The organism is Curtobacterium sp. PsM8 (assembly GCF_030433875.1).
Lineage (GTDB): Bacteria > Actinomycetota > Actinomycetes > Actinomycetales > Microbacteriaceae > Curtobacterium.
Window position 1 is genome coordinate 48,915 of the sequence record NZ_JARUXD010000018.1, and the last position, 6,000, is coordinate 54,914.

At 68.3% G+C, this 6,000-nt stretch carries 9 protein-coding genes; all 9 read left to right on the top strand.

Annotation, left to right across the window (positions count from 1 at the left end):
• Positions 1-67: 67 nt before the first annotated feature.
• The 9 genes from rpsH to map all read left to right on the top strand — a co-directional run bounded on the left by rpsH (position 68) and on the right by map (position 5,840).
• Positions 68-466, top strand: a complete 399-nt coding sequence (gene rpsH / locus QCD68_RS06375; RefSeq protein WP_111073931.1) for a 30S ribosomal protein S8 — start codon at positions 68-70, stop codon at positions 464-466.
• A gap of 6 nt (positions 467-472) precedes the next feature.
• Positions 473-1,009, top strand: coding sequence for a 50S ribosomal protein L6 (gene rplF, locus QCD68_RS06380; RefSeq protein ID WP_111073930.1), 537 nt, complete (start codon positions 473-475; stop codon positions 1,007-1,009).
• Between the two features lie 2 nt (positions 1,010-1,011).
• On the top strand, positions 1,012-1,389 hold the full coding sequence (gene rplR / locus QCD68_RS06385; protein WP_110824233.1) for a 50S ribosomal protein L18: 378 nt from the start codon (positions 1,012-1,014) through the stop codon (positions 1,387-1,389).
• Entirely contained in the window at positions 1,386-2,261 is an 876-nt protein-coding gene (rpsE, locus tag QCD68_RS06390; RefSeq protein ID WP_111073929.1) for a 30S ribosomal protein S5, read from the top strand. The genes rplR and rpsE overlap by 4 nt, the downstream gene beginning before the upstream one ends.
• Positions 2,261-2,446, top strand: coding sequence for a 50S ribosomal protein L30 (rpmD, locus tag QCD68_RS06395; RefSeq protein WP_022906355.1), 186 nt, complete (start codon positions 2,261-2,263; stop codon positions 2,444-2,446). The genes rpsE and rpmD overlap by 1 nt, the downstream gene beginning before the upstream one ends.
• Complete coding sequence (rplO, locus tag QCD68_RS06400) at positions 2,443-2,907, top strand: 50S ribosomal protein L15 (RefSeq protein ID WP_110903556.1); 465 nt, start codon at positions 2,443-2,445, stop codon at positions 2,905-2,907. The genes rpmD and rplO overlap by 4 nt, the downstream gene beginning before the upstream one ends.
• Before the next feature lie 178 nt (positions 2,908-3,085).
• The gene (secY, locus tag QCD68_RS06405; RefSeq protein WP_110824231.1) at positions 3,086-4,408 is read left to right on the top strand and encodes a preprotein translocase subunit SecY; all 1,323 of its coding nucleotides are present in this window, start codon (positions 3,086-3,088) and stop codon (positions 4,406-4,408) included.
• On the top strand, positions 4,405-4,995 hold the full coding sequence (locus QCD68_RS06410) for an adenylate kinase (RefSeq protein ID WP_301222428.1): 591 nt from the start codon (positions 4,405-4,407) through the stop codon (positions 4,993-4,995). Before secY ends, QCD68_RS06410 begins: the two co-directional genes overlap by 4 nt.
• Before the next feature lie 65 nt (positions 4,996-5,060).
• A complete protein-coding gene (gene map, locus QCD68_RS06415) occupies positions 5,061-5,840 on the top strand; it encodes a type I methionyl aminopeptidase (protein ID WP_441005172.1) in 780 nt (259 codons plus the stop codon).
• The last annotated feature ends 160 nt before the right edge of the window (positions 5,841-6,000 follow it).

The following is a 6,000-nucleotide window of genomic DNA, read 5'->3' on the forward strand; positions in this document are numbered from 1 at the left end:
CATCGATCGTCGAGGTCGGCACTCGTGGAACGGGTGATCGAAACCGGACGAAGAACGGATACGCATCATGACGATGACTGATCCGGTCGCAGACATGCTGACCAGATTGCGGAACGCGAACTCGGCGCACCACGACGCCGTCTCGCTTCCGAGCTCCAAGCTCAAGCAGACCATCGCTGACATCCTCAAGCGTGAGGGTTTCATCAGCGAGTGGAAGGTCGAGGACGCCCGCGTCGGGCAGACCCTGACCATCGAACTCAAGTACGGCCCCGATCGCGAGCGTTCGATCGTCGGCATCAAGCGCGTCTCGAAGCCGGGCCTCCGTGTCTACGCGAAGTCGACCGAGCTGCCCCGTGTCCTCGGTGGCCTCGGCGTGGCGATCCTGTCGACCTCCTCGGGGCTCCTGACCGACCGCGAAGCCGAGCAGAAGGGCGTGGGTGGGGAAGTCCTCGCCTACGTTTGGTGATCGATCATGTCTCGTATCGGACGTCTCCCCATCGACATCCCGGCCGGAGCGACCGTCTCGGTCGACGGCCAGAACGTCGCCGTCAAGGGCCCGAAGGGCGAGCTCACGCTCGTCATCGCTGAGCCCATCCAGGCCACCGTCGAGGACAACCAGGTCCTCGTCAGCCGCCCGGACGACGAGCGTTCCTCCCGCGCGCTGCACGGCCTCACCCGGTCGCTCATCGCGAACCAGATCATCGGCGTCACCCAGGGCTACTCCAAGGGCCTCGAGGTCGTCGGGACCGGTTACCGCGTCGCCGCCAAGGGCAGCGACCTCGAGTTCGCGCTCGGGTACTCCCACCCGATCACGGTCAACCCGCCGGCAGGCATCAGCTTCGCCGTCGAGGGCAACAACAAGGTCACCGTGAACGGCATCGACAAGCAGCTCGTCGGTGAGGTCGCGGCCAACATCCGCAAGCTGCGCAAGCCCGAGCCCTACAAGGGCAAGGGTGTCCGCTACGCCGGCGAGATCGTGCGCCGCAAGGCCGGAAAGTCAGGTAAGTGATCATGGCCATCGGAACTCGTACTCGAGGCAAGAGCAAGGCGGCAGCCAAGGCCCGCCGCCACAACCGTCTCCGGAAGAAGATCACCGGGACCGAGACCCGTCCCCGCCTCGCCGTCACCCGGTCGTCACGTCACGTGTTCGTCCAGGTCATCGACGACGCGAAGGGTCACACCCTCGCCAGCGCATCGACGATGGAGGCCGACCTCCGCTCGTTCGACGGCGACAAGACCGCCAAGGCCCGTCGTGTCGGCGAGCTCGTCGCCGAGCGTGCGAAGTCGGCTGGCGTCGAGGCCGTGGTCTTCGACCGCGGTGGTAGCAAGTACGCCGGTCGCGTCGCCGCGATCGCCGACGGTGCCCGTGAAGGAGGGCTGAACCTGTGAGCGACATCGCGAACACCAACGACGACGCCGAGGTCAAGGCCGAGGCCACGACCGACGCCGAGGTCGACACGACCGCTGCGGCGCCGACCGAGGCGGACACCGCCACGGAGAGCACCGACGCTGCCGAGACGACTGACGCAGACGCCAAGGCCCCCGCGGCCAAGGAGCCTGAGGTCCCCGTCGTCGAGCGTCCCGTCGAGACCGCGGCGGGTTCGGCTTCGAACAACCGCGACTCCGTCGACAACCGTGGCCGCCGTGGTGGCGGCAGCGGTGGCGGCCGTGACCGCCAGCAGGGTGGCCGCGGCGGCAACGACCGGAGCGGGCGAGGTGGCGACAGCCAGTTCCTCGAGCGCGTCGTCACCATCAACCGCGTCTCCAAGGTCGTCAAGGGTGGTCGTCGCTTCAGCTTCACCGCTCTCGTCGTCGTCGGTGACGGCAACGGTCTGGTGGGCGTCGGCTACGGCAAGGCCCGCGAGGTCCCGACCGCCATCTCGAAGGGCGTCGAAGAGGCCAAGAAGAACTTCTTCCGCGTCCCCCGCGTCGGCAACACGATCCCGCACCCGGTGCAGGGTGAAGCCGCCGCTGGCGTCGTCCTCCTGCGTCCGGCCGCGGCCGGTACCGGTGTCATCGCCGGTGGTCCGGTCCGCGCCGTGCTCGAGTGCGCCGGCATCCACGACGTCCTGAGCAAGTCGCTCGGCTCGTCGAACACCATCAACATCGTGCACGCCACGGTCGAGGCCCTCAAGCAGCTCGAGGAGCCCCGCGCCGTCGCAGCACGTCGTGGCCTCCCCGTCGACCACGTCGTGCCGGCTCGCCTGCTGAAGGCCGAAGCAGCTGCGCGTACCGCCGCGAACGAGAAGGCAGGTGCCTGATGGCCATGCTGAAGATCACGCAGACGAAGTCCGTCATCAGCGAGAAGCAGTACCAGCGCGACACGCTCCGCAGCCTGGGTCTCAAGCGCATCGGCCGTACGGTCCTGCGTGAGGACAACGCCCAGAACCGCGGGTACGTCGCAACGGTGGCGCACCTCGTGAAGGTCGAGGAGGTCGACGCATGAGCGACGAGAAGAACGAGCGCGTCCAGATCCTGAAGGTGCACCACCTTCGTCCGGCCGCTGGCTCGAAGAAGGACCGCACCCGTGTTGGTCGCGGTGAGGGCTCGAAGGGCAAGACCGCCGGCCGTGGTACCAAGGGCCAGAAGGCTCGTTACCAGGTCAAGGTCGGCTTCGAGGGTGGGCAGATGCCGCTGCACATGCGCACCCCGAAGCTCCGCGGGTTCAAGAACCCGTTCCGTGTCGAGTACCAGCCCGTGAACCTGGACAAGATCGCGGAGCTCTACCCGAACGGTGGCGACGTCACCGTCGCGGACTTGGTCGCCAAGGGCGCCGTCCGCAAGAACGAGAAGGTCAAGGTTCTCGGTCAGGGTGACATCAGCGTGAAGCTCACGGTCACGGTCGACAAGGTCTCGGCATCCGCCGAGGAGAAGATCGTGGCGGCGGGCGGCACCGTCACCAAGTAGTCCCCCGTCGGCGGCCCGCGCATGGCGCGCGGGCCGCCGTTACGGTTTCCTTGATGGCAGGCCCGACAAGACGGCGTCGTTCGACGTGCGTCAACGGGCCACGGGGTCGGCGCTTCCGGCCACGGGCACCTCGCCCGGCTCGACCGGCCAGACCGGTCACAGAAGTTCGGAGTAACTCGTGTTCAGAGCGGTCGCGCGCATCATGCGCACCCCAGATCTTCGCAAGAAGATCGGCTTCACCCTGGCGATCATCGCGCTGTTCCGCCTGGGCTCGTACATCCCCGCACCGTTCGTCGACTACGCCAGCGTCCAGGCCTGCCTGGCGTCCGCGTCGTCGTCCGGCGGCCTCTACGACCTGATCAACCTGTTCTCCGGCGGGGCACTGCTGAAGCTCTCGGTCTTCGCGCTCGGGATCATGCCGTACATCACGTCGTCGATCATCGTGCAGCTGCTGCGCGTGGTCATCCCGCACTTCGACTCCCTCTACAAGGAGGGCCAGTCCGGTCAGGCCAAGCTGACGCAGTACACGCGCTACCTCACCATCGCGCTGGGCGTGCTGCAGTCCACCACCCTGATCACCGTTGCCCGCTCGGGCGCGCTGTTCGGCACGAGCGCCTCGGCGTCCTGCACGTCGATCATCTCGAACGACAGCTGGTACGCGATCCTGCTGATGGTCATCACCCTGACCGCCGGTACCGGCCTCATCATGTGGATGGGCGAGCTCGTCACCGAGCGCGGCATCGGCAACGGCATGTCGCTCCTCATCTTCACCTCGATCGCCGCGCAGTTCCCGTCCGCGCTCTGGGCCATCGAGCAGTCGCAGTCCTTCGAGCTCTTCCTCTTCGTGATCCTGGTCGGACTGGTGATCATGATGGCCGTCGTGTTCGTCGAGCAGTCGCAACGACGGATCCCGGTGCAGTACGCCAAGCGCATGGTCGGGCGGCGGACCTACGGCGGCAACAACACCTACATCCCGATCAAGGTGAACATGGCCGGCGTCGTGCCCGTCATCTTCGCGTCGTCGCTGCTCTACCTGCCGGCGCTGATCGCCCAGTTCAACCAGCCCTCGGACGGTTCTGCGCCGGCCCCGTGGGTGACCTGGATCCAGAGCAACCTGACCTCGGGTGACAACTGGTTCTACATGGTCCTGTACTTCCTGCTCATCGTCGGCTTCACGTACTTCTACGTCGCGATCACCTTCAACCCCGAAGAGGTCGCCGACAACATGAAGAAGTACGGCGGGTTCATCCCGGGCATCCGTGCCGGACGCCCGACCGCTGAGTACCTCGACTACGTCCTGACCCGGGTCACGCTGCCCGGTGCGCTGTACCTCGGTCTCATCGCCCTCATCCCGCTCGCAGCACTGGCGCTGTTCGGCGCGAACCAGAACTTCCCGTTCGGCGGTGCCAGCATCCTGATCATCGTGGGTGTGGGTCTCGAGACGGTGAAGCAGATCGACTCGCAGCTGCAGCAGCGTCACTACGAAGGGCTTCTCCGTTGAGCGCACGTCTCATCATCGTCGGACCTCCCGGAGCCGGGAAGGGCACGCAGGCCGGCCGGATCGCCACGTCGTTCGGCGTGCCGGCGATCTCGACCGGGGACATCTTCCGGAAGAACGTCTCGGAGGGCACGCCCCTCGGACAGCGGGCCAAGGCGATCATGGACGCGGGGGAGTACGTCCCCGACGACCTGACGAACGAACTGGTGCGTGACCGCCTGGCCGAGCCCGACGCCGTGCAGGGCTTCCTGCTCGACGGCTATCCGCGGACGCCCGCTCAGGTGGAGTACCTGGACGGGCTGCTCGCTGAGCACGGCACCGGGATCGACGCCGTCGTGCAGTTGGTTGCCGACCAGGACGCCCTGGTCGGTCGGCTCATGAACCGTGCGAGCGAACAGGGTCGCGCGGACGACAACGAGCAGACCATCCGTCGGCGCCAGCAGGTGTACCAGGAGCAGACCGCCCCGCTCGTCGCCGTGTACCAGCAGCGTGGACTGGTCGTGGACGTCGACGGCCTCGGCGGCGTCGACGAGGTCGGTGACCGGATCGCTGCGGCACTGTCCGCCCGCGGTCTCGCCGCCTCGGTCTGACCAGGCAGTCCGTGTCACGCTTCCGGAAGCCCTCGATCTACAAGACCCCCGAGGAGCTCCGCGCCATGGTGCGGCCCGGGCTCCTCACCGCACAGGCGCTCGACGCCGTGCGTGCCGCGATCCGGCCGGGCATCACCACGGGTGAGCTCGACGCGATCGCCGAGCAGACGATCCGCGACGGCGGCGGTGTGCCGAACTTCCAGTTGGTGCCCGGCTACCGCCACACCCTGTGCGTGTCGGTGAACGACGAGATCGTGCACGGCATCCCGGGTGACCGCGTGCTCGAACCCGGCGACATCGTCTCGGTCGACGCCGGTGCCGAGGTGGACGGATGGAACGGCGACAGCGCCTTCAGCACCGTCGTCCCCGGCGGCGACGCGGACACGACGGCGGCCCGCCAGAAGCTGTGCGACACCACGGAGCGGTCGCTCTGGCACGGGGTCGCCGCGCTGGCGCTCGCGAAGAACCTGCACGAGGTCGGTGCGGCGGTCGAGGATGCCATCGACGAGACCGGCGAGTGGGGCATCGTCGAGGACTTCACCGGTCACGGCATCGGTCGCTCGATGCACGAGGAGCCGCCGGTCTTCAACTACCGCGTCCGCGGCGCGGGTCCCGCCGTCAAGCCCGGCCTGGCCGTCGCGATCGAGCCGATGGTGACCGCCGGCACGATCGACAGCTCGACGGACGCCGACGAGTGGACGGTGCGTACGCTCGACGGGTCCGACGCCGCGCACTGGGAGCACAGCGTCGCGGTGCACGCGGGCGGCATCTGGGTCCTGACGGCCGCTGACGGTGGTGCAGCGGCGCTCGAGCCGCTGGGCGTGACCCCGGTCCCCGTCCCGTAGCGCTCCGAGCGGAGCAGGCCGGCCCGTGCCAGCGCACCACACGCATGACGGGAGGGCCCGGGCCCGCGGGGGCCGGGGGGCCCCGCCGGGGGGGGGGCGGGCCCCGCGGGGGCGGGGGGCGGCGGGGGGGTTGCCCCCCGCCCGGGCGGGGGGGGGGGGG